This window comes from Gemmata sp. SH-PL17, assembly GCF_001610855.1.
GTDB classification, from domain to species: Bacteria; Planctomycetota; Planctomycetia; order Gemmatales; family Gemmataceae; genus Gemmata; species Gemmata massiliana.
The window spans coordinates 6327612-6352119 of sequence record NZ_CP011271.1; the positions used below are offsets into that span (position 1 = coordinate 6327612).

17 protein-coding genes are annotated in these 24508 nt (G+C 65.8%); 11 read left to right on the forward strand and 6 right to left on the reverse strand.

Annotation, left to right across the window (positions count from 1 at the left end; translation table 11 throughout):
- Positions 1–133 precede the first annotated feature (133 nt).
- On the reverse strand, positions 134–547 hold the full coding sequence (locus VT84_RS26020; RefSeq protein WP_082841546.1) for an RNA polymerase sigma factor: 414 nt from the start codon (positions 545–547) through the stop codon (positions 134–136).
- A gap of 309 nt (positions 548–856) precedes the next feature.
- Here VT84_RS26020 and VT84_RS26025 point away from each other — a divergent pair, with 309 nt between their 5' ends.
- From VT84_RS26025 to VT84_RS26055, 7 genes are all read left to right on the forward strand, one after another.
- The gene (locus VT84_RS26025; protein ID WP_082841547.1) at positions 857–1534 is read left to right on the forward strand and encodes an ABC transporter ATP-binding protein; all 678 of its coding nucleotides are present in this window, start codon (positions 857–859) and stop codon (positions 1532–1534) included.
- A 23-nt stretch (positions 1535–1557) separates the two neighbouring features.
- Complete coding sequence (locus tag VT84_RS26030) at positions 1558–5031, forward strand: ABC transporter permease (RefSeq protein WP_082841548.1); 3474 nt, start codon at positions 1558–1560, stop codon at positions 5029–5031.
- 158 nt (positions 5032–5189) lie between these two features.
- On the forward strand, positions 5190–5924 hold the full coding sequence (trhA, locus tag VT84_RS26035) for a PAQR family membrane homeostasis protein TrhA (protein ID WP_239465939.1): 735 nt from the start codon (positions 5190–5192) through the stop codon (positions 5922–5924).
- Between the two features lie 112 nt (positions 5925–6036).
- Positions 6037–7818, forward strand: coding sequence for an ABC-F family ATP-binding cassette domain-containing protein (locus VT84_RS26040; protein WP_082841550.1), 1782 nt, complete (start codon positions 6037–6039; stop codon positions 7816–7818).
- A gap of 251 nt (positions 7819–8069) precedes the next feature.
- Positions 8070–9365 carry a DUF1501 domain-containing protein gene (locus VT84_RS26045; protein WP_082841551.1) on the forward strand — a complete coding sequence of 432 codons (1296 nt, stop codon included), beginning with the start codon at positions 8070–8072 and terminating at the stop codon, positions 9363–9365.
- Between the two features lie 114 nt (positions 9366–9479).
- Positions 9480–9956 (forward strand): hypothetical protein, encoded by a 477-nt coding sequence (locus tag VT84_RS26050; RefSeq protein WP_052561619.1) that lies wholly within the window; start codon positions 9480–9482, stop codon positions 9954–9956.
- Positions 9957–10059: 103 nt separating this feature from the next.
- Positions 10060–12534: a DUF1549 domain-containing protein gene (locus tag VT84_RS26055; protein WP_082841552.1), complete on the forward strand. Its 2475-nt coding sequence runs from the start codon at positions 10060–10062 to the stop codon at positions 12532–12534.
- A gap of 79 nt (positions 12535–12613) precedes the next feature.
- Here the strand turns inward: VT84_RS26055 and VT84_RS26060 are convergent, their stop codons facing one another.
- Positions 12614–12886 carry a hypothetical protein gene (locus VT84_RS26060; RefSeq protein ID WP_082841553.1) on the reverse strand — a complete coding sequence of 91 codons (273 nt, stop codon included), beginning with the start codon at positions 12884–12886 and terminating at the stop codon, positions 12614–12616.
- Between the two features lie 51 nt (positions 12887–12937).
- Positions 12938–13711: a sulfite exporter TauE/SafE family protein gene (locus VT84_RS26065; protein ID WP_082841554.1), complete on the reverse strand. Its 774-nt coding sequence runs from the start codon at positions 13709–13711 to the stop codon at positions 12938–12940.
- A 718-nt stretch (positions 13712–14429) separates the two neighbouring features.
- On the opposite strand from VT84_RS26065, the gene VT84_RS26070 reads away from it, so the two are divergent.
- From VT84_RS26070 to VT84_RS26085, 4 genes are all read left to right on the forward strand, one after another.
- Positions 14430–16700 (forward strand): CRTAC1 family protein, encoded by a 2271-nt coding sequence (locus VT84_RS26070; RefSeq protein WP_162271853.1) that lies wholly within the window; start codon positions 14430–14432, stop codon positions 16698–16700.
- Between the two features lie 117 nt (positions 16701–16817).
- The gene (locus VT84_RS26075; RefSeq protein WP_082841556.1) at positions 16818–18062 is read left to right on the forward strand and encodes a dipeptidase; all 1245 of its coding nucleotides are present in this window, start codon (positions 16818–16820) and stop codon (positions 18060–18062) included.
- Entirely contained in the window at positions 18059–19942 is a 1884-nt protein-coding gene (locus VT84_RS26080) for a copper homeostasis protein CutC (protein WP_082841557.1), read from the forward strand. Before VT84_RS26075 ends, VT84_RS26080 begins: the two co-directional genes overlap by 4 nt.
- The gene (locus VT84_RS26085; protein WP_082841558.1) at positions 19939–21240 is read left to right on the forward strand and encodes a serine/threonine-protein kinase; all 1302 of its coding nucleotides are present in this window, start codon (positions 19939–19941) and stop codon (positions 21238–21240) included. The genes VT84_RS26080 and VT84_RS26085 overlap by 4 nt, the downstream gene beginning before the upstream one ends.
- A 288-nt stretch (positions 21241–21528) precedes the next feature.
- Here the strand turns inward: VT84_RS26085 and VT84_RS26090 are convergent, their stop codons facing one another.
- From VT84_RS26090 to glyA, 3 genes are all read right to left on the reverse strand, one after another.
- Positions 21529–22659 carry a class I SAM-dependent RNA methyltransferase gene (locus VT84_RS26090; protein ID WP_082841559.1) on the reverse strand — a complete coding sequence of 377 codons (1131 nt, stop codon included), beginning with the start codon at positions 22657–22659 and terminating at the stop codon, positions 21529–21531.
- Positions 22659–23093, reverse strand: coding sequence for a hypothetical protein (locus VT84_RS26095; protein ID WP_052561600.1), 435 nt, complete (start codon positions 23091–23093; stop codon positions 22659–22661). Before VT84_RS26095 ends, VT84_RS26090 begins: the two co-directional genes overlap by 1 nt.
- A gap of 132 nt (positions 23094–23225) precedes the next feature.
- On the reverse strand, positions 23226–24485 hold the full coding sequence (glyA, locus tag VT84_RS26100) for a serine hydroxymethyltransferase (protein ID WP_082841560.1): 1260 nt from the start codon (positions 24483–24485) through the stop codon (positions 23226–23228).
- Positions 24486–24508 lie beyond the last annotated feature (23 nt).

Below are 24508 nucleotides of genomic sequence, written 5' to 3' on the forward strand. Positions count from 1 at the left end.
CCACCGGGAACGCGGAGCCCGAGCACGCGGGCCGATGAACGAGCGATTTGCGACAGCAGGTGTAAGACCGCCGGTAGTGGCTGAAAACCACCGGCCGCCGAAACGCGGGGACACGGAAGCGATCCTTCCCCGTCTACGAGTCCAGAAACCGGAATTCGTTTTTGAGCGGTTCCAGAAGGACGAGTGTCTTTCCCTCGGGCGAAAGCGGGGTAGACAGAACAGGCCCGAGGGTTGCGCCAGCGATCCGCACAGCAACTCGGTGCAGCCAGGCCGGAACGGTAACGCCGCTCCGGACCGTGGCTGCCTTTCGAGCTAACACCAAGAACGCGGCCTGGAATGCGTCTTCGGCGTCCTGCTGGTGCCCCAACACGCGGCGGCACGCGGACAGAACCATTGCCCCGTGCCGCCACACGAGCAACTCGAACGCGGCGTTGTCGCGCGTGGCCGCGAAGCGCGCGAGGAGATCGGCGTCGGAACACGCGCCCAAATCGGGCGTTACGTCCCGTCGCGGCCTGCGCACCAGTGCGGCCAACCGCGTCCCCGCCATGCCGGTCCTCCACTGCCGCCTGTATAAGAGCCCGGTTCGCCGGAATACCCGCGCGGAATTTTGCTCGATTTGGGAAAGGACCACGACCCGCCGAAAACGGTAAGCCCCGCCCCCGTCACCGGTAGTTCCCGGAGGCGCTGCTTGTGAAGTGGCGAATCAGCCACTGTGGGCACGACACAGGTGAACGCAGGGCGTCAAAGACGTATACAAGCTCGGCACACGTGTGCGCGTGGGACTTGTGTCGGACTGACTCCCGGGAGCGCGGCTCCCGATCGTTGCGGCCGGGCGGCCGCGCTCATAGAAACCGTCATGTCACTCGTCGTCGAAAACGTCTCGAAAGAATACCCGACGCGCGGCACGACACCGCTCTCGGTGCTCCGCAACGTGAATTTCACACTAAACCGCGGCGACGCGGTCGCGGTCATGGGGCCGTCCGGTTCGGGTAAGAGCACGTTGCTCCACATTCTCGGCACGCTCGACCGCCCCTCGAGCGGCAAAGTCGCTCTCGACGGTACCGACCCGTTCGCGCTGCCCGAAGCGGAACTCGCGCAGTTCCGGAACGCACGCATCGGGTTCGTGTTTCAAGACCACCACTTGCTGCCGCAGTGCTCCGTTCTCGAAAACGTGCTGATCCCGACGCTCGTGAGCAAAGCCACGAACGCGGGCGAAACGGGAGCCTACGCACGACAGCTCCTCGACCGCGTGGGGTTGGGCGGGCGCCTCGATCACCGCCCGGCGGAACTCTCCGGTGGCGAGCGCCAGCGCGTGGCCGTCGCGCGGGCGCTCGTACTGAAGCCGACACTGCTGCTCGCTGACGAACCGACCGGGAACCTCGATCGCACCAACGCCCAGTCCGTCGGCGAACTGCTCCTCGAACTGCACAAGCAGGAGCGCACCGTTCTCGTGGTGGTTACGCACAGCGCCGACCTCGCGAAGCTGTTCCCCCAACGCTACGAAATGACCGACGGCGCGCTCCAACCGATTTGACCCAACCTCAGATCAGCCACACGATGCTTACGTTCACTCGACTCGTACTGCGGAACCTCGCGTACCACGCGCGCGGGAACCTCGCGGTGCTGCTGGGCGTCGCGGTCGGCTCGGCCGTGTTCACCGGCGCGCTGTTGGTCGGCGATTCGCTCCGCGGGAGCTTGCGCGAGCGCGTCGAGCGGCAACTCGGGGGCGTCGATTCGGTCGCGTTCTTCCCGCGCCCCGTGCGCGCGGGCGTGGCCGACGGGATGCCGGGCAAAGTCGCTCCCGTGCTCCTGCTCCCGGCATCCGTCCAGGCGAGCGGTGAACCCGCAACCGCGCCCTATCTCGGCAAAGTGACCGTACTCGGTGTGGACGATCGGTTCGCGCCCGCGGGCGTTTCGGGCGTCGATTGGGGCAGCACTAACAAGCAGATTGTGCTGTCCCACCGAATCGCAACGAAGCTCGGCGCAAAGCCAGGCGAGAAAGTGAAACTCGGCGTGGAGCGGTTCTCGGACCTCCCGCGGTCATCTTCACTCGGGAAGCGTGCCACCGACGACACGACCGCTCTGGAAGAATTCACAGTGGCCGCCGTACTCCCGGCCGATGCGAGCGAGAACGACTTCAACCTCACACCGAACCCGGCCGCGCCACTGAATGTGTTCGTTCCAGTACGCACACTTTCCCGAATGGCGACGGGCGACGCGGCCCCCACCACCACCGTGCTCCTCGCGAGTGGCGCCTCGAACGATGACCTCAATACCGCGCTCCGTGAGCGCCTTCGAGCGGAAGACTTCGGGGTGAAGTTCCGCGAGATCGACCGGCGCAATTACCTCAGCGTCGAATCCGCCGAACTGATTCTCCCGCCCGGGACGACAAAGGCCATCGAAGCCGCGGCCGCCGACCTGGGACTGCGTGCCGAACCAACCGTGGTGTACGTGGCCGATACACTCGCGTCGGGCAAAAAGGAGATCCCCTACCCCATCGTCGCGGGCCTGAACCCGAACGCGGCCGAGCCACTCGGCCCGTTCTTGCCCAAAGACGTTCCCGCACTCGCGGACAACGAAGTGGTTCTCCTCGATTGGCCCGGGTCCGAACTGAAAGGACTGGCGCCCGGCGCGAAGCTGCACATGACGTACTTCGACCCGGAAGTCGAAGGCGAAGGACGACTGAAGGAAACGGATCTCACGTTCCGCGGGTACATCCCGCTCACAGGAGCCGCACGCGACAAAGACCTGACGCCCGAAATTCGTGGGGTCACGGACGTGCGAGCGAATCTCTTTAACTGGGACCGCCCGCCGGTGCTGCCCGGCGACAAGATTCGCGCGCGCGTGCCAGAGAAGCCCACGCCGCACCCGCGCGGCACGTTCTTCAATGCGAACAAGGCCACCCCAATGGCCTACGTCACTCTCGCGACCGGCCGAAAGCTGTTCGGCAGTCGGTTCGGTTCGGATACGTCCGTCCGGGTCGCACCCGCCAAAGACGAATCACTGGAAAAGCTCAACGAGCGGATGCACACCGCGCTCCTAAAGCACCTCGACCCCAAAGCGAACGGCCTCGTCTTCGACCCGATCCGCCAGCGCCTTCTCACAGCTAGTAAGGGGGGCACCGACTTCGGCGGGTTGTTCCTCGGCTTCAGCCTCTTCCTGATCGCGGCCGCGCTCATGCTCGTGGGGTTGCTGTTCCGGCTCTCACTCGACCGGCGCGCGAAGGAAGTCGGGCTGCTCCTCGCTACGGGTTTTGCCGTCAAGCAAGTGCGGCGCCTGTTGCTCGCGGAAGGGTTGGTGGTCGCTGCGGTCGGTGCAACCCTCGGGCTAGCCGCGGGGGTCGGGTACAACCGGCTCCTGCTCACCGTTTTGCTCGATCTATGGCCGGACGAGGGCGTAAAGGCATACTTCCACCCACACACATCCGCACTGAGCTTCGTGCTCGGATTCGGCATCACCGTCGCGATGGCGTTCGCTGCGCTCTGGTGGAGCCTCCGCGGGCTAGTGAAAGTCACGCCTCCAGCGCTACTCCGTGGGGAAACGACGGTGGTGCGCACGGGAGCCGAAGGCCCGCCGCGTCTGGCGAAGTTAATTGCAATCGGAGCACTGATCGTCGGGATTGGTCTCATCGCGACGGGTGGGAAGGTCAGCAATCCCGACTTCCAGGCGATGACGTTCTTCGGTGGCGGTGGGTTACTCCTCACGGCTGCGCTAGCTGGGGCGTGGGTGTGGATGCGCCGAACGCGACACAAGGTCGTGAACGGACGCGGGTGGCCCGCGCTCACGCAGCTCGGTGCCCGAAACGCCGCTCGGAACCCCGCGCGCAGTTTGCTCACAGCCGCGCTGCTTGCGTCCGCCGCATTTCTGCTGGTCGCGGTGGAGAGCTTCCGCCGGCAGCCCGACCGCGAGTTCTTGGAAAAGACCGGCGGAAGTGGGGGATTCAACCTCATCGCCGAAGCCGATGTGCCGCTGTTCCAATCGTTCGGCTCGGGGTTGGGTCGTGCGGATCTGGAGAGCCAACTTAAAAAGGCTTACAAACTCCCCGGTGACGAGCAAAACGCAATCGATGACACGCCCGCATACACCACTGCGAAAGCGGAACTCGACTCGGGTTTAGAGGAAGTGTTCCCGCTCCGATTGCGGGGTGGTGACGACGCGAGTTGCATGAACCTGTTCCAGGCCGCACGTCCCCGAGTTCTGGGCGTGCCGGACCCACTCGTCGCACGCGGGGGATTCAAGTTCTACGCGACGGAAGCGAAAACCGACGAGGAGAAGGCGAATCCGTGGCTGCTTCTCACGAAACCTGCTCCCAACAACGCGGTCCCGGTGTTCTGCGAGAACAACACCGCACAGTGGATGCTGAAGAAGGCCGTGGGCGACGAGTTCACCATGCCCGGTGACGACGGCGCGAGCGTGACGTTCCGCATCGTCGGTACGCTGGTGGATAGCCCCTTCCAGAGCGAAGTCATTACGGGCGAAGCCGAGTTCGCGCGCGCGTTCCCCCAACAGAACGGCTATCGCGTGTTTCTGATCCGCACGCCCCCCGGAAAGGAAACGGCTCTCGCCCGCGTGCTGGAAATCGGGTTCCGTGCCAACGGTTTCACTGCGACACCCACGCGCGATCGGGTCGCTTCGTTCCAGGCGGTCATCGGCGCGTATCTCTCCACGTTCCAACTACTCGGCGGTTTCGGGCTGTTGCTCGGCGTACTCGGGCTCGCGGTGGTGGTGCTACGCGGCGTGTGGGAACGGTTGGGAGAACTGGCCCTCCTCCGCGCCGTCGGGTATCGACCGCGGGCGCTTCAGTTCCTGGTAATCGTGGAGCACGCGCTGCTCCTGCTCATCGGACTCGGGAGCGGCGTGCTGACCGCGCTCGCGTCGGTGGCGCCGCACGTCGCGAGCGGGGCAGCGATTCCGTGGGTGCGCCTCGCCGGGATGTTGGGACTGGTACTGGCCGTCGGGTTCGTGGTGGCGTCCGTGGCAACGGCGGGAATTCTGCGCGTTCCGGTCATCCCGGCGCTGCGTCGAGAGTAATGCGAGCGGCACATTGTTTGCTCGCACCGGCCGTTCGCTCAGTGTGCCGCCTCGTTTGTGAAGGCGGCACACACCGCACCTACCCCACAGCCTCATGTCCGGTAACAACTGTTATCGATAAGATTAATCAACTCGCCTCCGGAGACCCAACGCTCGTGATGTCCCTGCGCGACCCGATTAGTTCCTCATCGCACCTGCTCACCGCGATCTGGGCCGTCTTCGCGACGCTCGTGATGTACCGCCTCACCGCGAACCGGCCCGGGCGCCTGCTCCCGGTCGTGGTGTACGGGCTGTCGATGGTGTTGCTGTTCCTCGCGAGCGGCACGTTCCACGGGCTGCACTACGACACCTCGGACCAGCGCCGACTGTTCCAGAAGATCGACCAGTCGGCCGTGTATCTCCTGATCGCGGGCACGTACACGCCGATCCTGTCGGTCTTGCTCGTTGGCGCGTGGCGCAAGTGGTTCCTGCGCATGGTCTGGACCCTTGCGGTCGCGGGCGTGTCGTGCATGTGGTTACTACCGAAGGCCCCGCACTGGGCGATCGTGGGCATTTACCTGAGTTTGGGGTGGATCGGGCTGTTCCCTCTCCCCCTGTACTACCGTGCGATCGGGTGGCGCGCGATGAACTGGGTGTGGGTCGGCGGCGGGCTGTACAGCCTCGGCGCGGTGTGCGAACTCGCGCAGTGGCCGATCATCGTCCCGGGCGTGTTCCAGTATCACGAAGTGCTCCACCTGTGCGACACCGCCGCGAGTATCGTGTTCTTCCTGTTCGTGGTCCGCTACGTGATCCCGCACCGACCGCCGCGCCCGACCAGCGCACGGCCGGGAGGATTGTTGACCGCGCACAGTGCCGGGTTGTTCTCGCTCCCCTCTCCGCGCGTGGAGCGTTGAACCCGATCGCGATCGGGTCAGCGCTTCGGGCATAAAACCAAACCTCAAGAAGCACGGTTTTTAGACCCGTGCGCATAGCCCCTACTCTCAACACACGAGGAACCGAGCGCCGATGGGTATCCTGTTCCAGGTCACGGACGCACACAAGAGTTACGGCGATCAGATCCTGCTCGATGGGGCCGACGCGACCATCAGCGACAACACGAAGGTCGGGTTCATCGGCCGCAACGGGGCCGGGAAGAGCACCCTGCTCCGCGTCCTGCTCGGCGAAGAGGAGCTCGATAGCGGCGAGGTCGTGCGCTCGCCCAATTTGCGACTGGGGTACCTCCGACAGCACGACCCGTTCCTCCCGGGCGAAACGGCGCTCGAGTACCTGATGCGCGACAGCGAGCAGCCCGACTGGAAGTGCGGTGAGGTCGCGGGGCAGTTCGAGCTGAAGGGCGCGTACCTCAACGGCCCGGTCGCGAAACTCTCCGGCGGGTGGCAAACGCGCCTCAAGCTCGCCGCACTGCTGCTGCACGAGCCGAACCTGCTCATGCTCGACGAACCGACGAACTTCCTCGACCTGCGCACACAGATTCTCCTCGAACACTTCCTCCGGGACTTCCGGGCGGCGTGCCTGATCGTGTCGCACGACCGCGCGTTCCTCGGCGCGACGTGCGACCACACGATCGGGCTGTCGCGCGGAAAGCTCACGTCGTTCCCCGGTAAAGTGGACGCCTTCCTGGAGTTCCAGCGCGAGAACCGCGAGCGCGCCGAGCGCTCGAACGAGGCGATCCTCGCGAAGCGCCGGCACCTCGAAGACTTCATCGCGCGCAACAAGGCCCGCGCCGCGACCGCGGGGCTGGCCCAATCGAAGGCGAAGGCGCTCGAAAAGTTGGAAACGGTCGAGGTCCTCGGCGACGAACCGACCCCGCACATCCGCGCCCCGCAGATCGAACCGCGCAAGGGCGTCGCGGTGCGGTGCCGCGACCTCGCCATCGGCTACCCCGACCGGCAGATCGCGTCGGACGTGCAGCTCGAAATCGACCACGGCACGCGGGTCGCGATCGTCGGCGACAACGGCCAGGGCAAGACGACGTTCCTGCGCACGCTCGTGGACTCGCTAAAGCCGGTGGCCGGCGACGTGCGCTGGGGGCACGGGTGCAAACTCGGCGTGTACGCACAGCACGTCTACACCACCCTCCCCGAGCGCGACACGGTGCTCGAGTACCTGCAACAGAAGGGCAAGGGGCGGAAGATCCAGGAAATCCTGGAAGTGGCCGGCGCGCTGCTGTTCCGCGGGTCGCACGTCGACAAGCCGATCTCGGTGCTGTCCGGGGGCGAGCGCGCCCGCGTGTGCCTCGCGGGGCTGTTGCTGAGCGATTACAACGTCCTCGTGCTCGACGAACCGGGCAACCACCTCGACGTGGACACGGTCGAGGCGCTCATGGACGCGCTCCTGGAGTACGAAGGGACGGTCGTCTTCACCAGCCACGACCGGCACTTCACGAAGCGCATCGCCACGAGCGTGATCGAAGTCCGGGACGGGCGCGTGCTGCTCTACAACGGCAAGTACGACGACTACGTGTACCGCGTGAACAAGGAGATCGAGGCCGGCGAGCGCGAGTTGGCCGCCGGTAAGGTGAAGCTCCCGGACGAGGTCACGAAGGCTCCCAAAGTGGCCCCGCGTGTCACGCGCGACGAGACACAGGTTCGCAAAGAGATGAAGGCGCTGGAGGGCACCATCGCCACCCTCGACGAGAAGCGGCGCGCACTGGAAACGCAACTGAACGAACCGGCCGAGGCAGACGAACTCCAGCGCATGTGCGACGAACTGGCGGACATCGCGACCGAACTCGACACGGCCGAGCAGACGTGGCTCAAGTTGCAATCAGAGTTAGAAGCGAAGTGACGCGGGCACGGGGACAACGGCGGGAAAGCGAGGGCGGAAATTCTGCGTACTCTGCGCAACGTTCGCAGGTTCCTCCGCCCTTTCGGCCCCCGATAATTCCATTGACGCCGACCTCACGGGATGTGAACATCCAGTGAGGTGGTTATCGCGTGCGCGTTCCCTCCCCCGCACTCTTGCGCCTCCGAAAGCGGGCTTTACTCGGCCCGGGGTCGCGTTTCACGTCTCTTCTTTGTGTTCGCGAGGATTCTTTCATGTTGCGTTTCCTCGGGTCCGCTCACAAATTTTGCGACGGCGCTTCGCGGCGCGACTTCCTCCAGATCGGCGCGTTCGGCGCGGGCCTGACGCTGGCCGACATGCTGCGCCTCAGAACCGCTAGCGCGGCGAGCGCGACCACGAACAAGCAGGCGAGCAAGGGGCAGAAGTCCGCGATCATGATCTATTTGCCGGGCGGCCCGTCCCACATGGACATGTACGACCTCAAACCCGACGCGCCGGCCGAGTTTCGGGGCGAGTTCAACCCGATCAAGACCAACGTCACGGGCGTCGAGATCTGCGAGCACTTCCCGCTCCAGGCGAAAATGTGGGACAAGCTCGCGTGCGTGCGGTCCATCGTGTCGGTGGACGAGCACAGCGACTCGCTCGTGATGACCGGGTACCCGGACCGGGTGAACAGCACCGCCAACCACCCGGCCTTCGGCTCGGTCGTCTCGAAGCTCCGGAGCGGCAGCGGCGCGGTCCCACCGTTCGTCAGCCTGCGCGGGATGAGCCGCGGGAGCGAGCCGGGGTACCTCGGCATCGCGCACCGGCCGTTCACCCCGAGCGGGCAGGGGAACGCGAATCTCAAGCTCTCGACCGGCGTCACCCCCGCCCGGCTCGAGGACCGCAAGAACCTGCTGGACAAGTTCGACGACACCCGGCGCGAGATCGACGGGTCCGGCACGATGATCGGGATGGACGCCTACGCCGAAAAAGCAATGGAGATGGTGACCGCGGGCGTGGTGCGCAACGCCCTGGACCTCCGCAGGGAAACTCCCAAAGTCGCGGAACGGTACAAGGGCATCGAGCAGTTCCTCACCGCGCGCCGGCTCATCGAAGCGGGCGTCGGGTGCGTGACGCTCTCGGTCGGGAGCTGGGACACGCACGGCCAGAACTTCCAGTCGCTGAAGCGCCAACTGCCGCTCGTGGACCGCGGGGTCGCGAACCTGATTCAAGACCTGCACGACCGCGGGATGCAGGACGACGTGGTGACCGTCATGTGGGGCGAGTTCGGGCGCACCCCGAAGATCAACTCGAACGCGGGCCGCGACCACTGGGCGCCGGTCATGAGCGCGCTGGTCGCCGGGGGCGGGTTGAAGATGGGACAAGCTGTGGGCGCCAGCACCACGAAGGGCGAGCGCCCCAAGGATCTCCCGCTGACCGTTCCCCACGTACTGAGCACCCTCTACCGCGCGATCGGGATCGACCCGAGCATGACGTTCCCGAACGGGGCCGGGCGCCCGATGTACATCCTCGACGCGCGCGACCCGGTGAAAGAACTGATCGGCTGACCCATCCGTGCTGGTTGACTCGCGACCGATGCGGTACAAATGTTGTGCTGCACTGGTTCGTTCGCACTCGGCGGGCGGGTCCGCACAGTAGTTCTTCTGAGAAGGTACGCCCACATGGTTTCGGTGTCGCGCACAATTGGTTTTGTTTTGCTCGTCGGTTGCACCATGTTCACAACTGGGTGCGGCTCGAGCAATAAAGGTAAAATCGAAGGGAAGTGGAAAGTCACCGCGTTCCCCGAGAAGACGAGCGGCAAAAACAAGCAGGACATGGACGAAATCGCCAAAGCTGGCATGTACATCTACTTGGAGTTCAAAGCCGACGGCGGACTCACGGTCGGATTGGGTGCCGATAAGCCTGAAATGCTTGCAATCGTGAAAGCGGCGTCCCCCAACCAAAAGATCACGTGGGACGCCAAGTACAAGCTCTTGTCCGGAGACGGGGTCGAAGTCACCGATATGCCCAAGGATATGCAATCCGGTGGCGGCTTATTCGGTCAGAAAGACAAAGCCCGAGTAAAGGTCAACATTACGGGGGACCAAATGTCCCTCACCGACAACGAAGGCGTGACGAAGCTGACTAAAATTCCGTAATCGGTAGTCGCTCCGCGCCGCCGAAATCGGTACCCACCTAACACACGGTCGCGCGCCACACCTCGGCGCGCGACCTGCGTTACCCACCACACAGGGTTCCTCCATGACCCGCCTGGTCCTCGCACTTCTCGCCCTCGCCGTGTCCGTTTCCGCCGGGCGCGCGGCCGAAGCACCCGTAACCGCAGTCACCGCGTACCCCGCGTCCTTCAAGTTGAAGGGGATGGACGACGCCCCGCAACTCGTCATCACCGGCACCCGGGCCGACGGGCGCGCGGTCGACCTCACCACACTCGCGACCTACACCGTGGCCGATACGAGCGTCGCGCGCGTCGACAAGACGGGCCGCGTGTTCCCGCTCGTCAACGGCACCACGGAAATCACCGCGACCGTTGAGGGCAAGACCGTCAAGGTGCCGCTCGTCGCCGAGAAGATGGAGGCGCCGCTGCCGATCAACTTCACGAACCACGTGGTCCCGATCTTCACCAAATTGAGCTGCAGTTCGGGCGGGTGCCACGGGAAGATCGCGGGGCAGAACGGGTTCCGGCTCTCGCTCCTCGGGTTCGACCCGGTCTTCGACTACGAGAACCTCCTGAAAGAGGCGCGCGGGCGCCGCGTGTTCCCGGCCGCGCCGGACCAGAGCCTGGTGCTCACCAAGGCGAGCGGCGCGATGGCGCACGGCGGCGGTAAGAAGATGGACGCCGACAGCGAAGAGTACAAGATCGTGCGCCGGTGGATCGCGTCCGGGTTGCCGTTCGGGAGCCCCTCGGACCCGACCGTGACGAAGATCAGCGTGTACCCCGAAGCCCGCGTCCTCGACCGCCAGAACCGCCAGCAGCTCGCGGTGTTCGCGCACTACTCCGACGGCGCCGTGGAGGACGTGACGCGCCGGGCGCAGTACGAGAGCAACGACACGGACATCGCCACGGTCACCGAAACGGGCCTGGTGAACGCGCTCAAAATTACGGGCCAAGCCGCAGTCATGGCCCGGTTCAACGGGCACGTGACGGTGTTCCGCGCGACCGTACCCCGGGCCGGGGACGCGGCCAAGTTCGAGTTCAAAGAACAGACCGTTGTGGACCGGTTCACCGCCCAGAAGTGGCGCGAGCTGAACATCGCCCCTTCGGACCTGTGCAGCGACGAAGTGTTCGTCCGGCGCGTGTACCTGGACATCACCGGCACGCTGCCCGACCCGAAGGACGTGACCGAGTTCCTCGCGAACAAGGCCCCGAACAAGCGCGCCGCGCTCGTGGACAAGCTCCTCGATTCGCCGGAATACGCTTACTACTTCGCGAACAAGTGGGCCGACATCCTCCGCGTGAAGCGCCGGCAGCAGCCGAACCGCGCGTTCGGCACGTTCGCGTTCCACACGTGGATCCGCGAAGCGGTCGCGGCCGACAAGCCCTACGACGACTTCGTGCGCGACATCCTCTGCGCGATCGGCGACGAGAGCAAGTCCCCGGCCACCGTGTGGTACAAGGAGGTGCGCACGCCCGAGAGCTTCGTGGACGACGTGAGTCAGGTGTTCATGGGCCAGCGCATGGCGTGCGCCCAGTGCCACCACCACCCCTACGAGAAGTGGTCACAGGACGATTACTGGGGCGTCGCCGCGTTCTTCGGGCGCGTCGGGTTCAAGACGGTCCAGACCCCGGGCGTGTCGAACCAGAACCAGCAGAACCAGAAGCAAGTGCTGTTCGTGCGGACCAGTGGTAACGTGCAGAACAAGCGCACCGGGCAGACCGCGCCGCTGAAGGCCCTCGACGGCGACCCGATGACGGTTTCCGCGGACGAAGACCCCCGGCAGAAACTCGCCGATTGGATGACCTCGGCGAAGAACCCGTTCTTCGCGAAGACGGTGGCGAACCGGTACTGGGCGCACTTCTTCGGGCGCGGGATCGTGGATCCGCTCGACGACATGCGGATCACCAACCCGCCCTCGAACCCCGAACTGCTCGACGCACTCGCGCAAACGCTGGTCGATAACAAGTTCTCGCTCAAGGCCCTCGTGCGAACGATCTGCAAGAGCCGGACGTACCAGCTCGCGGCCGATCCGAACGAGTTCAACCGCGGCGACAAGCAATCGTTCGCGCGGTACTACCCGAAGCGGATCCAGGCGGAGGTGCTGTTCGACGCGGTGGTGAAGCTGACCGACAGCCCGACCGCGTTCCCGGGCCTGCCCGCGGACAAGTTCGCCCCGAACCGGGCGATCATGCTGCCGGACGAGTCGTTCCAGTCGTACTTCCTGGACGTGGCCGGGCGCCCGCAGCGCATCAGCGCGTGCGAGTGCGAGCGCGTAAACGAGGCCAGCCTCGCGATGACACTGCACCTCATCAACAGCCAAGAAGTGGAAGACAAGATCGGGCGCGCGGGCGGCCGCGCGGACCGCTTGGCCAGAGACCCCCGGCCCGACACCGAGAAGATCGAGGAGCTGTTCGTGCTCGCGACCGGCGCGAAGCCGACCAAGGAGAAGCTCGCGCTCGCGCTGGACCACATCGCGAAGTCCGGGGCGAACAAGAAGCTCGCTTACGCGAACATCATCTGGGCGCTGTTGAACTCGAAGGCGTTCTTGTTCAACCAGTGACACCGACGGGTTGAAAGCGCCAGTAAAAACGTGAACACGGCCTGAGTAACTCCCGGCCGTGTTCGCTTCGAGGTATCAATCACCCGAGGCCCAAAACGCCAATCAACATCGCGATCAGCACCAGCACCGCGAGAGCAACGACCCACGCGGGTGCACCTCGCGCCGGTACATCGCGCTCGGATTCGTGAACGAAGTCCTGTGCCTCGCCCTGAAAGTGGATGCCGCATTCCGGACATCGAGTTGCAGTAGCAAGGATCTTCTTGCCGCACCGCGCGCACGGTACCAGACTCGGGTTCTCGTCCCGTCTCCGGCGGTGGGCCTCGAAATTCAGTGGTTCGTCCCCGTTCGCCATCGCCCACTCCCGTAGCGGATCAAAGCCAATCCCAGCGCGAGTCCGCCGCTGCTACAGCACCCCGCTCGCCAATCCCAGCGCGACAGCCAGGAGCAGCACCGCGACGAGCACCTGAACCCCGCGCATGGTGACCTTCTGCAAGTACCGGTTGCCGAAGTACGCGCCGACGAACGCAGACACCACCGCGGCACCGAGTAGCGAGTAATCCAGGTCGGCCCCGGTCGCGAAGAGGGCCGGGACGTACACCCCGAGGCGCGAGAAATCGATGAGGCACGCGACCACGACCCCGGTCGCGACGAACCCCTCTTTCGACAGCCCGGCCTTCAACAAGAAGGCCGACCGGAGCGCGCCTTGCATCCCCGAAAGCCCGCCAAAGAAGCCACTCAACACCCCGCCGATCGACAGGTACCGGGCACTAAAGGTGACGTCGCGCGTGGTCGGTAGTAGTTCGATGAGTGCGAACGCGGCGAGCAGCGAGCCTACCGCGAGCTTCACTGGCGTCACCCGCACCTCGTGGCCGAACAGTGCGTACCGCACGAGTGGTTGGAGGTCGGTGAGTTGCAGCAGCAGCCACGCCCCCGCGAACGACGCAACAATAGCCGGTACGCCGAACCGGAGCACGGCGCGCCGGTCCGCGTGTCGCCCGACCAGCGCGAGTTTGAACAACCCATTGAGGAAGTGAACGACCGCGGTCAGCGCCACCGCGTGTTCGATGGGAAAGAACAGTGCGAACGCGGGCAGGAGCAGCGTGCCCAGCCCGAACCCGGAGAAAAACGTCAACCCGGACGCGAACAGCGCGACGGAGCAAACAACGAGATAGGTCATAATTGGCCCCGCCCGAGACTGCGACGTTCTACCGACCAGAAGCACTTCGGCAATAAAGTCGCGCGAGTGTCAACAAGAAGTGAGCAGCGAAACTTCTGAATTGCGTCATACCACTTCGCTCGTTAGTCTGTGTTTCAAATGTCCTTTCCCCACACTCCACCGTTCCGAGAATGGCGTGTCGCCCTGCTCATCGCAGCAGGGGTCGCGTGCGCGACGCCCGATCCGGCAATGGCCGGGTGCGGAAATCACGTCGTCACCCTCTACAGCAACGATTTGATAACCCCGGAAGCCGCCGCAACCGTCGCCCCGCTCGACGCGGCGGGGTTCCCCATGTTACCGACGGTGCCGTGTTCGGGTTCCGACTGCTCGCGCGCCCCGACCCGCCAACACCCACCGTGTGGCCCGACCTCGTCCGGACCACACGGCAAGGAAGGGGCACCGACCCTCGCCGCCGATGAGCCGGCGGACCGATCGTCGGCGCGCCTTCACGATCTCGTTCCCCCGCGCCCGAGTCGTCCGGCCACTTCGATCTTTCACCCCCCGCGCGGCCCGAATTCGTATTTGCCCTGACTCGTCTCCGAGTTCCTCTAACCGACCCCGGATTCGGAGAGGCTCTCGATTTTCCTTCGACAACCTCGCGAGGCTCGCGCCGGTGTGGGATTCCGCCCGCGCTGTGCCCGAGCACTTCCCCCCGAGTAACTGCAAAAGGCGCCTCTCCATGACGACTCAACGTATGCCCGCTTCCTACCGTTACTTCAGCGCCCTCATGCTTCTGGCACCGCTAGGCGTCGCAGCGGTGGTCGCTTGGCCCCGTCAGTCAGCTCCTCCCGAGCAGATCACCGCCGCGCCCGCGCCGGTCGCGCCGGCCGAAGTGAGTTACAAACCTCGCCGATGGGTTGACACCTCCGGGTTCAGTACCGTGACGAACCAGATGCCGCGCTGGGCGGCCGACTCTTCCCTGGAGCAGATCGCGACGTACTGGCGCGGGGTCGGGCACCGCCTGAGTGCGCGATTGGACGAGAACTTTGGCATAAGTTCGCCCGAATACCAGGTCCAGATCCTGTCGCTGAAGGCGAGCCTTCTGAACTACGACGGGGAGCCGGACAAGGCGTATGCGATGCTGGAGGAGTGCCGGGCGCTGACCGAGAGCAACCCGGAGTTGGCCGCGGAGTGGCTGTACACCGTCATCGCCTTTCAGGGGGTCACCGCGCTGCGGCGCGGCGAGACCGACAACTGTGTCCTCTGTCGGGGGGAGAGTTCGTGCATCCTCCCACTCGCGCAGGGCGCGGTCCACACCAAACCGATCGGCTCGCGGCTGGCGATCAAGCACTTCACCGAGTACCTGAACCGGTTCCCCGACGATCTGGAGATCCGCTGGTTACTCAACATCGCCCACATGACCCTCGGCGAGCACCCGGCCGGTGTCGATCCCCGGTTCCGGATCGCGCTCGACCATTACGAGTCCGCCGAACACGGGATCGGGAAGTTCCGCGACATCGGGGACCGGGTCGGGATCAACCGGCTCAACCAGGCCGGCGGCGCGATCCTGGACGATTTCGACAACGACGGCCTTCTGGACATCGTGTTCACCACGATGGACCCGACCGGGTCGATGGTGTTCTACCGGAACAGGGGTAACGGCACATTCGAGGACCGGACGGAGCGGGCGGGGTTGACCGGTCAACTCGGCGGCCTGTATTGCGTCCAGGCCGATTACAACAACGACGGCCACCTCGATATCTTCATCCCCCGTGGCGCGTGGGTTCTGCCCCCGATGCGGCCGACGCTGCTGCGGAACAACGGCAACGGCACGTTCACCGACGTGACCGCGGAGGCGGGACTGCTCGCCCCGGTCAACGCGATCACCGCCCAGTGGGTCGATTACGATAACGACGGCTGGCTCGACCTGTTCGTCTGCGGCGAGCGCCAGGCCAACCGGCTCTACCACAACCGCGGCAACGGCACCTTTGAAGAGGTCGCGGCCACAGCGGGATTGGCCCTGCCGGGGGGCACCTGGAAGGGGGCGACATGGGCCGATTTCGATGGTGACCGGTTCCCCGATCTGTTCCTCAACGATCTCGCGGGAGCAGCCCGGCTCTTTCGTAACAACGGGAACGGGAAGTTTACCGACATAACGGCGTCGGCGGGGATCGCCGGTCCGGTGGGGGGCTTCTCGTGCTGGGCGTTCGACTTCGACAACGACGGCCGGCCCGACATCTTCGCCACCTGTTACAAGCACTCGGTCGCGACCGTCGCGCAGGGGCTGATGGGCGAACCGCACACCGACGGCACGAACCGGCTGTACCGGAACCTGGACGGGAAGATGTTCCGAGACGTCACGAAGGACGCGGGATTGGACGCGGTGTTCGCCACAATGGGCAGTAACTTCGGCGACTTCGACAACGACGGGTACCTCGATTTCTACCTCGGTACCGGCAACCCCCACTTCTCCATGCTGGTCCCGAACCGGATGTTCCGCAACCTGAGTGGTCGGCGGTTCGCCGAGATCACCGGCTCGTCGGGCACCGGGCACCTCCAAAAGGGCCACGCGGTCGCGTGCGGGGACTGGCGCCGGTGCGGCACGATCGACATCGTGATCGAGATGGGCGGCGCGGTGGACGGGGACCGGTACCACAACGTGCTGTTCCGGAACCCGGGGAACAACAACAACTGGCTGAACGTAAAACTGATCGGCCAGAAGACGAATCGCTCGGCGATCGGGGCCAGGATCAAGGTGGTGACCGCCGGCCCGAACGCGAAGACCGTCTACCGCTGGGTGTCGACCGGCAGCAGCTTCGGGGCCAACCCGTTGGAGCAGCACCTCGGTCTGGGCAAGACCGACCGGATCGCGATACTGGAGATCGAATGGCCGACCAGCGGTACCACCCAGACGTTCCGCGACCTCGCGCCCAACCAGTACCTCGAGGTGACCGAGTTCGCCACCGAGTACCGCCGGCGCGAGTTCAAGCCGATCGTGGTCCCGGAGTGATCGCCCGGCCGCAACCGGTGAGAGGTCGTTCCCTTCACACATCACGTTTGCCCGGGCGCGCCGTCTCCGGTAACTTGATGGGTACCTCTCACCGGATTCGCACGCGAGCGTCCTTCCATGTACCGACTGTTCTTCGCTTCGCTCAGCCTCGTTGCGGCTGTGGGGTTACTGCGGGCACCGGCCGGTGACGCGCCCGCCAGGTCGAAAACCGTCGTCGTGTCCGAGCAGGCGCTCGCGATCCACAACGACGCGCTCCTCATCGACGGGCACAACGACCTGCCGTGGGAGCTGCGCGAGAACGACGGCCCGGGCTTCAAGAACATCGACCTCACCAAGCCCCAGAAGAAGTTCCACACGGACATCCCCCGGTTGAAGAAGGGCAACGTCGGGGCGCAGTTCTGGAGCGCGTATGTGCCGTCGTCCACCGCGAAGAAGGGCACCGCGGTCAAAATGACGCTCGAACAAATCGACGTCGTTCACGAACTGGCCCGGCGCTACCCGGACACGTTCGAGATGGCCTACGGCACCGAGGACATCCGCCGCGTGCGCAAGGCCGGGAAGGTCGCGTGCCTCATCGGGATCGAGGGCGGCCACGCGATCGACAACTCGCTCCCGCTGCTCCGCGACTACTACCGGCTCGGCGTGCGGTACATGACGCTCACGCACTCCGAGTCGCTCGACTGGGCCGACTCGTGCTCGGACGAACCCAGGGCGAACGGCCTCACGCCGTTCGGCGTGGACGTGGTTCACGAGATGAACCGGCTGGGCATGCTCGTCGACCTCTCGCACGTCTCGCCCGCCACGATGAAGGCCGCGCTGAAGGCAACGAAAGCCCCGGTCATCTTCTCGCACTCGTCGGCGTTCGCGGTCGCCGATCACGCGCGCAACGTCCCCGACGACGTGCTGAAGCTCGTGAAGGAGAACCGCGGGGTGGTGATGGTGAATTTCTACAGCGGGTTCCTCACGCCCGAGGGCGCGCGGGCCATGAAGCTCATGTTCGAGAAGGGGCGCGAGTTGCGGAAGCAGTTCCCGACCGACGACGCCAAATACCGCGAAGCGTTCCGCGCGTGGTCGAAAGACAACGACTACCCCGCGGGCGACGTTCACAACATCGTGGACCACATCGATCACATCGTGAAGACCGCGGGGATCGACTGCGCCGGAATCGGATCGGACTTCGACGGCGTGCCCAAACTGCCCACGCAGATGAACGACGTGTCGTGCTACCCGCTGCTCACGCAGATCATGCTCGACCGCGGGTACACGAAGGAGCAGATCCACAAGGTGCTAGGCGGGAACCTGATGCGAGTGTTCGCCGAGGCCGAGAAGGTGAGCCGCGAGTGGAACAAGGCCGGCCAATGACCCCGCGCGTCGCGATCATCGGCGCCGGGCTCGCGGGGCTGACCGCCGCGCACCGGCTGCTGTCGCGCCCGTCGCCCCCCGATGTTACGATCATCGACAAGGGGCGGCACTGTGGCGGGCGCGCGTGTACGCGCACCGTCGACCTCCCGGACGGGCGCAAGGCGCGGTTCGACCTCGGCCCGCCGAACCTCTACGCGCGGCACTCCCGGCTCCTCGGTCTGAACGGGCGCCCCGCACCGGACACGCTCCCGGAGCGGCCCGAGTTCAAAATGACGGCCCTGGCCTCGGAGCTCCCCGGCGAGCCGCTCTTCACGAGCCGCGCGGTCGGCCGCATCGGGGCTTCGGGTGAGGCCCCGGGCGCGCCGATTACCGGGCTGACCGCGGCGGGCGGGATGCGCGAACTCGCGTTCCGGCTCCTCACCGTACACGGCGACCGGCTCGATTTCCGCGACCACACGCTCGCCGAAAAACTGGAGCGCACCGACAGCGGCTGGCGCATCCACACGCGCTCGCTGCGCGACGAGCACCAGACCACCGTCGGCGCGAACGCGCTCATCGTCACCCCGCCCGTTCCCCAAACGCTCGAACTGTTCGAGCGAAACAAACTCGAACTGCCGGACGAATTGCGCGATTCTCTGCGCAAGGTGACCTACGCGCGGTGCATCGCCCTCTACGGCGTGTTCGCGGGCGCGGGCGGACTGCAACCCGGCGGCCTGTGGTTCGGCGACGGCCCCCTCGAATGGGTCACCGACAACCACCTGAAGAACGTGTCCGCGGTTAGCGGGTCGGTTACCGCCCTCACTACGAACGAGTGGGCCACCGAGCACTGGAACGACCCCGACGCCCGAATTATCGAGTTGCTCCTACCGCGGTTGCGCGCGTGGGTCGGCGCGCCGGTTCACCCGGACTGGGTTTGGGTTCACAAGTGGCGCTGGGCGCGCCCCGTGTCCCCGATTCGCCCCCCCTGCGCGGTGCTGCGTGATCTCTCGGCGGTTCTCGCGGGGGACGGCTTCGCGAGCGGCAGCGCCGACCACGCGGACGCCGCAATCACCTCGGGCGAAGCCGCGGCCCACCGAACGGGCGCGCTGCTCACGGCCCTTGCTCGCCGCGACGACCGGTACACCGTCCCGCGCCCGCAGCGATACGCACTCGAAGTTGCGGTCACCACGCCCGAAGAAGCCATCTACGCGACGCGCGCCGGTGCGGACCGGCTGGAGTTGTCCAGCGGGCTCGCGCTCGGCGGCCTAACGCCCTCGCTCGGGCTGTTCCGCACCGTGCGCAAGATGGCGCCCGACGTTCCGCTGTACGTGCTGTTGCGCCCCCGGGCGGGCGGGTTCGCGTACTCGCCGTCGGAGTTCGCCGCGATGGTCGAGGACGCGGAAACGTTCATGCACGAGGGGGCGGACGGGCTCGTGTTCGGGGCGCTTACGTCTAAGGGGCAGATCCAGCACCACTGGTGCCGCACGCTGGTCGAAGCGGCGCGCGGGAAGGCCGTGTTCCACCGCGCGTTCGACTTCCTCCCCGAGCCGCTCGTTGCGCTAGACGAACTGATCGAAATCGGCTTCGAGCGCGTTCTCACGAGCGGCGGCGCATCGACCGCGGAAGCCGGAACGACGCACCTCGCGGCGCTCGTGCAACACGCCGGGTGGCAAATCGAGATCCTGCCCGCGGGGCGCGTGCGCGGGGAAAACGTCGCCGACCTCGTGCGCGCGACGCGGTGCGACCAGGTTCACGCCGGCCCGCGCGCACCCGTTTCGGACCAGAGCCTCGGGGCGCGCCCGACCCTGGCGCGCGAAATGGGCGCGACCACCGAACTCGACGACCACGCGGTGCGCCACTTGCGCCAGCAACTCGACGGCCTGGTCGAGTCCCTATCATGACGGGCATGACCGCCGATCCGCCGCTCGGAACGTTCCTCGCGACGCTGCGCCGCAGCCGGCTCCTCGACCCGCCCGACCTCGACCGGCTCACCACCCGCCACAATCCGACGTCCGCCCGCGCGTTCGCCGACGCGCTCGTTCGCACCGGGATTCTCACGCACTACCAGGCCGAAAAGCTCCTCAACGGGCACTGGTACGGGCTGGTCCTCGGCCCGTACAGCGTGCTCGCACCGCTCGGGCGCGGGGGCATGGGCACCGTGGTGTACCTCGCACGCGACCGGCGCCTGTCCGCGGCCCTCGGCGACTCGGAACTGGTCGCACTGAAGATCCTTACGAACCGAAAGGCCGAGCGCGAGCCGAAGGCGCTCCGGCGGTTCCGGCGCGAAATGGTGCTGGGCCGGCGCGTCGATCACCCGAACGTGGTGCGCACGTTCGTGGCCGGCGAACTCGACGACGTCTACTACACCGCCCTGGAGTACATCCCCGGGCGCACGGTGCGGCAACTCGTGCAAGAAGCCGGCCCGCTCGCGGTCGGCGACGCGGCGCGGATCTTCGCGGACGTCGCCGCGGGCCTGGCCCACGTCCACGAGCGCGGGCTCATCCACCGCGACGTGAAGCCGAGTAACGTGATCGTGCGCCCCGACGGGCGCGCGGTGTTGCTCGATCTCGGCCTCGCGCTCGTCCCGGGCGAGCAACTACCGACCGACCCGACCATTGTCGGGGGGCGCGGGTACACGGTCGGCACGATGGACTACCTCGCGCCCGAGCAAGCCCGCGACGCGAGTACCGTCGGCCCCGCGGCCGATCTTTACAGCCTCGGGTGCTCGCTCGTGTTCGCTCTGACCGGCTCGGTCCCCTTCCCCGCACCAACGGCCAAAGAGAAAATCGCCCGCCACCGGTCCGATTGGCCCCCCGCCCTCGAACAGGTGCCGCAGGAGTTCGCGCGAATCGTTCACCGGCTCATGGCCAAGTCCCCGGAAATGCGGTACGGCACCGCGTCCGAGGTGCGCGATCTGCTCGCAAAGTGGGCGACCTCTTCGCAAACCCGCACGCCAATCGACGCGATCGTGCTCGCCGATACACCGGGCAACGACACCGGCTTGTGGGAACTCGTACCGGGCGAAGACTTGCCGGAAACTAGCGCTGGTCCCGGTTGGGAGTTGGTTCACAACCTCGACGACACCCCGGGGTCGATCGAGGTACTGGAAATCCCACCGGAAAAGCCCTCGCGCAGCGGGTGCCTCACGGCGGGGGCGCTGTTCGCCCTGTTGGGTTTCGTAGTAACGCGCGTGGTGTGATACCGAATCGTGCGGGTTGCTTTGTTTTTTGTAGTCCACACCCGGGGTTGAAACCCCGGGCTATTACCGGTGACCCCATTCGGGGTCCAAGACGCATTGTGTTTCGGACGCCAACGGCGTCACCGGTAATAGCCCGGGGTTTCAACCCCGGGTACGAGAGGCCATTGCTGTTGAGTGAGGCCGTGAGCCCCTAAGTTTGTGGCTCACCGGCCTCACAGACCGGCTACAGAAAGCAATCAAAACGAGACCGTATGACGTGCGGCGCTCGCCGTAACGCAAATATACGCCCTATCGCTCGGTCGCGAATTCCCACAAGAAGCACTCCAACGAACCGTTGAAGAACGGCTCCTTGTGAACCACCTTCAGCCCCACTTTCTTCGCGAGCATCGTGTTGCTCGTAAATACGAGCAAGCGCCAGCCGGACCAATGTTCCTTGGCAGCCGCGCCGATGCGCGCGTACAGGCCGATCAACTCTTCCTCTTCACCAATGCGCTCGCCGTAGGGCGGGTTGCAAACCAGAACACCGGGTACGTCCGAGGGCGGGCGCGCGTCGCGCATTTCGAGCCGCTGGATGTTCAGCAAGTTCCCCACACCGGCCGCGCGCGCGTTCTGGAGCGCGAGGTCGACCGCGTCCTGCCTCACGTCCGAACCCGCGATTGGCGCGGGCAGGTCTTTCCGCACGGCCCGGCGCGCGTCGTCGCGGATCGCGTTCCACAGCGGGCGGTCGAAATCGGGCCACCCCTGGAACGCGAACCACTTCCGCGTGAGCCCGGGCGGGCGGTTCAGTGCGATCCACGACGCTTCGATGCAGAAGGTCCCGGACCCGCACAGCGGGTCCACGAGCGGCGTCGATTTGTCCCAGTTGGCGCGCAGGAGCAACCCGGCGGCGAGGGCCTCGTTGAGCGGCGCGATCGTCTGAATCGGCCGGTACCCGCGCTTGTGCAGCGACGACCACGAGCTGTCGAGGCTCAGGATCGCGTGGTTCTTGGACACGTGCAGGTTCAGCCCGATCATCGGCTGCTCGGTGTCCACGCTCGGCCGGCGCCCGGTGCGGTCGCGGAACTGGTCACAGATCGCGTCCTTCACCCGGCGCGCGGCGTACTGCGAGTGCGTAATTGCGGAATCGCGCACATTGCAATCGACCGCGAGCGTCTGGTCGGGCGTCATCCAATCGGACCAGTTGATCGACCGAACGGAATCGTACAGTTCGTCGGGCGAGCGCACGTCGAACTCGTGGATCGGGCGCAGGACGCGGACCGCAGTGCGGAGCCAGAGGCACGCGCGGTACAGCATCGCCGCGTCGCCGTGGAACGTCGCGCCCCCGCGCCCGGGCTCGATGTCCCGCGCCCCGAGATCGTTCAATTCGCCCGCGAGGACCGGTTCCAGTCCGCGGGCACAAGTCGCAAAATAGCGTGCCATTAAACCAGTTGTTGGATCAGGACGATGACACCGACCACGAAACCGATCGCGACGATGATCGAGAGTTGAATCAGCCGCTGCGTGTACCAGACCTCGACACCCTTCCCGAACCGCACCCCCATCAGCCCGGACTCGATCCCCGCGGAAATCAGCAGGTCCAGTGGGAGCGCGAGCAAGAAGACAATAATGGCCGCCTCCCAGGGCGGCAGCCCGGCCGCGTTACAGGCCTCGTGAACGACCCGGTCCAGAACGCCGACCGCCATTACCAGCGAGAGCCAGGCCACGAACATGATCCCGGACGCGACCATTACCGTTGGCTTCGGCAACCCACAGAGCACGCACGACGAGCGGTAAATGAACGTGAGGGCGAACAGCGTAACCGGCACCAGCATTAAGAAGAAGAGGCAGGCGGCGCATACGATCAGGAATCCCACTACTGGCCCCTCCGCGGAGCAGCGAACCCCGGATCGCACGAAGCGGGCGGGCGCCCGCGTCCCACACGTCTCTCAATTCTAACCCCGGGAGCACGCGCCGTTGACGCCGCTCCCGGGTTTTGAAGGCCCGACTCACTTCGCGCCGACCACCGCCGGTTCGCTCGGTGCCGGGAACTGCTTACCCAATTCTAGCACGCCGCCCTTCACGCGGGCGGTCACGGCCGCGTCACCGCCGGCCGTCAGCACGTCCGTGATCCAGCGCGCGACCTGCTTCATCTCGGGCTCTTTCATCCCGCGGGTCGTCAGCGCGGGCGTACCGAGCCGGATGCCGGACGGGTCGAGCGGCTTGCGCGGGTCGAACGGGATCATGTTCTTGTTAACGGTGATGCCCGCCGCGTCGAGCGCGTGTTCGGCGAGCTTGCCGGTCGACCCCTTCGCGGTCACGTCGATCAGCATCAGGTGCGTGTCGGTTCCCCCGGACACGACCGGGAACCCGGCCGCCAGCAGCTCCTCGGCCAGCACCTTCGCGTTCGCCAGCACCTGTTTGGCGTACTGTTTGAACTCGGGCTTCAGTGCCTCACCGAACGCGACCGCCTTCGCCGCGATCACGTGCATGAGCGGCCCGCCCTGCACCCCGGGGAACACCGCGGAGTTGATCTTGTCGGCCCACTCCTGCTTACACAGGATGAACCCGCCGCGCGGCCCGCGCAGGGTCTTGTGCGTGGTGCTCGTCACGAACGCGGCGTGCGGGACCGGGTCCGGGTGCTCCTTCGCCGCGACCAGGCCCGAAATGTGTGCCATGTCCACCATGAGCGGCGCGCCAATTTCTGCGCTCACCTCGGCGAACTTCGCGAAGTCGAGCGTGCGCGGGTAGGCGCTCGCCCCGGCGATTATGAGCTTCGGCTTGTGCTCGCGGGCCTTCGCAACGAGGTCGTCGAAGTCGACCCGGTGGTCGTCCTTCCGCACGCCGTAGCTGACGACCTTGAAATACTTGCCGGAGAAGTTCAGCCGCATCCCGTGGGTGAGGTGCCCGCCGTGGGCGAGGTCCAGCCCCATGATCGTGTCGCCGGGCTGGAGCGCGGCGAGGAACACGGCCATGTTCGCCTGGGCGCCGGAGTGCGGTTGCACGTTCACGTGGTCGCCGCCGAAGAGCTGCTTCACGCGGTCGATCGCGAGCTTCTCCACGACGTCCACGAACTCGCACCCGCCGTAGTACCGCTTGCCCGGGTACCCCTCGGCGTACTTATTGGTGAGGCACGAGCCCTGCGCGGCCATCACCGCAGTGCTCGTGTAGTTCTCGCTCGCGATCATCTCCAAGCCGATCCGCTGGCGCTGGCGCTCGCCCGCGACCGCAGCAAACACTTCGGGATCGGCCTGTTGAAGAATGTCCATCGGTTTCCTTGACTCACGGAGAG

Bases quoted from the DNA above. Each gene is read 5' to 3' on its own strand.
- VT84_RS26020 (WP_082841546.1), bottom strand. From the start codon at position 547: ATGGCGGGGACGCGGTTGGCCGCACTGGTGCGCAGGCCGCGACGGGAC.
- VT84_RS26025 (WP_082841547.1), top strand. From the start codon at position 857: ATGTCACTCGTCGTCGAAAACGTCTCGAAAGAATACCCGACGCGCGGC.
- VT84_RS26030 (WP_082841548.1), top strand. From the start codon at position 1,558: ATGCTTACGTTCACTCGACTCGTACTGCGGAACCTCGCGTACCACGCG.
- trhA (WP_239465939.1), top strand. From the start codon at position 5,190: ATGTCCCTGCGCGACCCGATTAGTTCCTCATCGCACCTGCTCACCGCG.
- VT84_RS26040 (WP_082841550.1), top strand. From the start codon at position 6,037: ATGGGTATCCTGTTCCAGGTCACGGACGCACACAAGAGTTACGGCGAT.
- VT84_RS26045 (WP_082841551.1), top strand. From the start codon at position 8,070: ATGTTGCGTTTCCTCGGGTCCGCTCACAAATTTTGCGACGGCGCTTCG.
- VT84_RS26050 (WP_052561619.1), top strand. From the start codon at position 9,480: ATGGTTTCGGTGTCGCGCACAATTGGTTTTGTTTTGCTCGTCGGTTGC.
- VT84_RS26055 (WP_082841552.1), top strand. From the start codon at position 10,060: ATGACCCGCCTGGTCCTCGCACTTCTCGCCCTCGCCGTGTCCGTTTCC.
- VT84_RS26060 (WP_082841553.1), bottom strand. From the start codon at position 12,886: ATGGCGAACGGGGACGAACCACTGAATTTCGAGGCCCACCGCCGGAGA.
- VT84_RS26065 (WP_082841554.1), bottom strand. From the start codon at position 13,711: ATGACCTATCTCGTTGTTTGCTCCGTCGCGCTGTTCGCGTCCGGGTTG.
- VT84_RS26070 (WP_162271853.1), top strand. From the start codon at position 14,430: ATGACGACTCAACGTATGCCCGCTTCCTACCGTTACTTCAGCGCCCTC.
- VT84_RS26075 (WP_082841556.1), top strand. From the start codon at position 16,818: ATGTACCGACTGTTCTTCGCTTCGCTCAGCCTCGTTGCGGCTGTGGGG.
- VT84_RS26080 (WP_082841557.1), top strand. From the start codon at position 18,059: ATGACCCCGCGCGTCGCGATCATCGGCGCCGGGCTCGCGGGGCTGACC.
- VT84_RS26085 (WP_082841558.1), top strand. From the start codon at position 19,939: ATGACGGGCATGACCGCCGATCCGCCGCTCGGAACGTTCCTCGCGACG.
- VT84_RS26090 (WP_082841559.1), bottom strand. From the start codon at position 22,659: ATGGCACGCTATTTTGCGACTTGTGCCCGCGGACTGGAACCGGTCCTC.
- glyA (WP_082841560.1), bottom strand. From the start codon at position 24,485: ATGGACATTCTTCAACAGGCCGATCCCGAAGTGTTTGCTGCGGTCGCG.